The organism is Microcoleus sp. K4-B3 (assembly GCF_036704615.1).
Taxonomy (GTDB): Bacteria; Cyanobacteriota; Cyanobacteriia; order Cyanobacteriales; family Microcoleaceae; genus Microcoleus.
In genome coordinates, this window is record NZ_JAUBSF010000180.1 from 1 (window position 1) to 4,019 (window position 4,019).

At 47.1% G+C, this 4,019-nt stretch carries 5 protein-coding genes and 1 riboswitch; of the genes, 2 read left to right on the top strand and 3 right to left on the bottom strand.

Annotation, left to right across the window (positions count from 1 at the left end):
- Positions 1 to 230: 230 nt before the first annotated feature.
- The 3 genes from QUA78_RS31930 to cobG all read right to left on the bottom strand — a co-directional run bounded on the left by QUA78_RS31930 (position 231) and on the right by cobG (position 3,247).
- Positions 231 to 941 (bottom strand): precorrin-2 C(20)-methyltransferase, encoded by a 711-nt coding sequence (locus QUA78_RS31930; protein WP_333307016.1) that lies wholly within the window; start codon positions 939 to 941, stop codon positions 231 to 233.
- Positions 938 to 1,567 (bottom strand): precorrin-8X methylmutase, encoded by a 630-nt coding sequence (locus QUA78_RS31935; RefSeq protein WP_333307018.1) that lies wholly within the window; start codon positions 1,565 to 1,567, stop codon positions 938 to 940. Before QUA78_RS31935 ends, QUA78_RS31930 begins: the two co-directional genes overlap by 4 nt.
- Positions 1,568 to 1,729: 162 nt before the next feature.
- Complete coding sequence (gene cobG / locus QUA78_RS31940) at positions 1,730 to 3,247, bottom strand: precorrin-3B synthase (protein WP_333307020.1); 1,518 nt, start codon at positions 3,245 to 3,247, stop codon at positions 1,730 to 1,732.
- A 42-nt stretch (positions 3,248 to 3,289) separates the two neighbouring features.
- Positions 3,290 to 3,369, bottom strand: a riboswitch (adenosylcobalamin-variant (AdoCbl-variant) riboswitch).
- A gap of 204 nt (positions 3,370 to 3,573) precedes the next feature.
- On the opposite strand from cobG, the gene QUA78_RS31945 reads away from it, so the two are divergent.
- Both QUA78_RS31945 and QUA78_RS31950 read left to right on the top strand, forming a co-directional pair.
- On the top strand, positions 3,574 to 3,717 hold the full coding sequence (locus QUA78_RS31945) for a hypothetical protein (protein ID WP_333307021.1): 144 nt from the start codon (positions 3,574 to 3,576) through the stop codon (positions 3,715 to 3,717).
- Between the two features lie 36 nt (positions 3,718 to 3,753).
- Entirely contained in the window at positions 3,754 to 3,951 is a 198-nt protein-coding gene (locus QUA78_RS31950; RefSeq protein WP_333307024.1) for a hypothetical protein, read from the top strand.
- Positions 3,952 to 4,019 lie beyond the last annotated feature (68 nt).

Genomic DNA, 4,019 nt, shown 5'->3' on the forward strand with positions numbered 1-4,019 from the left:
ATTTGTTTATGATTGCTTTATTTGGTTTTCAATGTTCGTGACGGCTTTGTGTTCCGCCATGTAAATAAACATAAAGCATATCCTAAGGTTTGTAAAGTATTTTAACAACAGATTAACTGATGAGAGTCATAAGATTGAGTTATCAATATCAGGAATGGTTGATAAATGGGAAAGAATGGACAAAAAAGTAGGTAAAGCCTGGAAGCGGGTCGCCTTCAGGCATGGAAATATTAGGATACAGACTTTTGCTGACTGGGTATCATAATCAGAGCCCAATAGGGAACTTCAGCGGGATCGACATCTACGATCGCCCGAATTCGCTGATTCGGCATAGTTGCGCGTTCTATATACAGTGCTCGATCGAACTGTCCCAACTCAATCAGCACGTCCCGGACTTTCGCAAAATGCCTCCCCAGCTTAATAATCACAGCAGCATCAACAACCGCCAGCCGATCGCGCAAAACCTCAGCATCCAGCGTCGCAGGCATAATACTTAACACATCGTTACGATAAGTCAGCGGCACTCCCAACGCAGCGGCACTCGCCATTGTCGAAGAAATTCCCGGCACAACTTCAGTGGTAAATGTTCCCGACAAACGGTTGAATAGATACATAAACGTGCCGTAGAGAAAAGGTTCGCCCTCACATAGCACAGCCACATCCTGTCCCTCGCTCAGATGTGCGGCAATTTTCTCGGCAGCAATATCATAATAAGGTTGAGACGATCGCGTCGGACTAAAAGGCAGCGGCATCGGAATCTCAATTTGCTCCGGGCGCAGATAATCCGCGACGATCGCCCGCGCCAGCACCTTACCATTTTCCATCGCCGGATAGGCAATCACCGGCACCGATTGCAAAATCCGATAAGCTTTCAAAGTAATCAACTCTGGATCGCCAGGGCCAATACCCAAACCGTACAATTTACCAGTAGCCTTAGTCATAATTCATCCTTTTTCGCTAACGCATTCACGGCCGCCGTTGCCATTGCACTGCCACCGCGCCGCCCGTGCAACGTCATAAATGGCACTCCTCGACTGTTGGCGGCCAGTTCGGCTTTGGATTCGGCGGCCCCCACAAATCCTACCGGGAAACCCAGAATTAAAGCCGGTTTGGGTGCTCCGGCATCCAGCATTTCCAGCAGTCGGAACAAAGCAGTCGGGGCATTGCCAATTGCCACAACCGCACCCTGCAAGTTGTCCAGCCATAAATCAAGCGCCGCGGCCGATCGAGTATTTCCCATTTGTCGCGCCAACTCCGGGATTTCGGAATGCCAGAGGGTGCAAATCACCTGATTGTCAGCGGGAAGGCGTTTGCGAGTGATGCCTTCGGCCACCATCCGGGCATCGCACAGGATGGGCGCACCTGCAGAGAGGGCTTGGCGTCCGCAGGTTGCGGCCCCGGGCGAAGCTGCTAAATCTGCAACAATATCGGTCATACCGCAACTGTGAATTAGTCGCACGGCTACCGATTCTAAATCGGGCGGCAAGGTTGACAAATCTGTTTCGGCTCGAATTGTGGCAAAGGATTTGGTGTAGATTTCTGTTCCGTCTCGAATGTAGTCAATCATTTTTTAAAACTGCTATGGGAAGTTTGTTGGATTTGTGAAAAAGATTTTTTTGATTGACCGCGAAGATGGAAAGGACGCGAAGAAAGATCGAGAGATATAGAAAGAGAAATGATTAAAACTTGTCAGTTTTAATGGAATCTTTTTTCACTTTAAATTCCCATTTTAGGTGTTCAAAAACTCCTGCAATTGGTCGATCGCCAGCCGATCGACAAACTCACCGAATGACTCCAAAGGCTCTCGAAACCGCTCATACACCCGCAACATTCGCTCGATCGCACCGGGCATCTCGCCGGCACTAACCGCCGGAAAAATTGGTCGCCCGAAGGGCAAATCTTTTCTACCCGCATAAATCTTGTAACCTTCTATCGCCTCGTCTCCTCGCTCAATCTGAATTCCTACCAGCGTGATATCAATTGGCCGGTGCTGGGCGCAGGACTTTTCGCAACCGCTGAAATGAATGTTAATCGGCAAGTCGATCGTCAATTTTTGCGCTAAATCCCTCACCATTGCTAAGGCGTGACTTTGAGTATCTGTCGCCGCCGACGCACAGCCGCTGCTGCCGGCACAAGCCACCAAGCACGAATCTAGGCGAGTCGCCGACGAGTGCAATCCCAAATCGGCCACTTGCTGTTTGACCTCAAAAAGTTGGGAGTTGGGGATGTCAGAAATCAACAGATTTTGCCACGGCGTCAGTCTCACGGTACCGCTGGCTAGATTTTGGGCTAAATTTGCCAAATTCCGCAGTTGTTTTGATTCTAGCCTACCTAGTGGCAGTGCAATTCCCATGTAGGAGAAACCGGACTGTTGCTGAGGATAAATGCCGAGATGTTGGTGATTGGGGATGGATTTTTCAGATGAGGCGATCCAGCGGGCGGGCAAGATGCCCACCCCACAAGGAAATTCACTCTTCGCTTCACAGGCATCTTGCCTGTTTTGGGGAAAGGTGTCAGATGTGAATTGCAATAAAAATGGTAAATTCTGCTGTACCCTTTCTAGATAACTTTCAGCGCCCCAATCTGCCAGCAGGTGACGCAAACGCGGTTTTTTGCCATCAATTCGAGGCTGATTTTTTGTGTATTCAAGATACGCGCTAGCAAAGGCGGCTAAGACTGAAATACATTGCGATTGTTGGATTAAAATCCCTGTCTCGCCGTTTAAATGCAGCCGAAAAACGATTTCTGATTTAGTCGATCGCCCTTCAGCAGCTAATAAAATATCGTTGCGTAAATCGCGAATCGAAACCGATTCCCCGCCGTCGAAGCCAATGCTGAACTTAGGCGAAAGTTCCGACAACTCGGGATGCGTTTGCAGGTAATCATCCCAAGCTTTCACTAGCGGGCGAGTATCGAGTAGTTGCTGTCGATCGATCCCTGCTGTCGGACTTGCCATAATATTGCGAATCGGGTCAACTTCAACGCGGCGAGATGCCAATCCCAATTCCAGCAAATCTTGCCAAACTTCATCAGAAACTGGCGAATTCAAGTCTCGGATTTGCAAATTCGCCCGATTCGTTACTTGCAAACAACCGGTACTGTATCGATCGACCAAATCCGCGATCGTCCAACACTGTTGCGCGTTTAAAATTCCCCCCGGAATCCGCATTCTCGATAATATTCCGTCTCGGGCGCGGGAACCGTAAAATAAACCAGGACAAGTCGGCAATTCACTCAAAGCTAACAAAGAAACTCCTCCCCGTGCGACGCAGGGAATCTAAAGTAAACTCCTGAAATCGGCATTCTGACTTTGACAGTTGCGGCACAGCGCCGGAATTGCACCGGACTTTCCCGCTTTCAGGTTTAAGAAATCTATCACAAGTCGATCGGCATCAGCCAGATCGATCGAGTTTCTTAACAAATCTCCGGGCGAGCTCGCCTGTTAGGGGGGAAATTCGTTTTATTGTCTTGCTGATTCCTGAATAATTTTTTATAATCTATAATCGAAGTCAAAATCACTCTAAGAGTGCGTGACTTCTAACTTCGGCTATAAAACCTGCGATCGCGTTATTTATGACAATTGAAGAATTGCAAATCAAACTCGCAGATATCAATGACCTTGTTGAGACATTCCAAACATCAGTAGCTTTGGAAAAATACTACTCCGATGACACTGTGATGATTGAAGGAGATGGTACGATTACTAGCGGCAAATAAAACTGCCACCAAGGAAGAGAAATCTTTTAAAAAAAAATGTTAGTTGAGTTTCGAGCATCAAAATTAATTAGTCAAGATATCGCTGTTTCAGCCGACAAAAATTATGATTTTGTAGTAATTTCCAAGTGGTACAATGATTACACCGTTAAAATTGAAGGTCAAATCATTGATTCCAAAAGCAACCAAATCTCGATCTGCTATTGGAAAGATGGTTTGGTAGTCAAAGCAGGGTAAGCTCATCTAATTTGGTATAAATTGTACTTGACAATGAGTCAAATAAGTGAGATGACAACAATGCCACC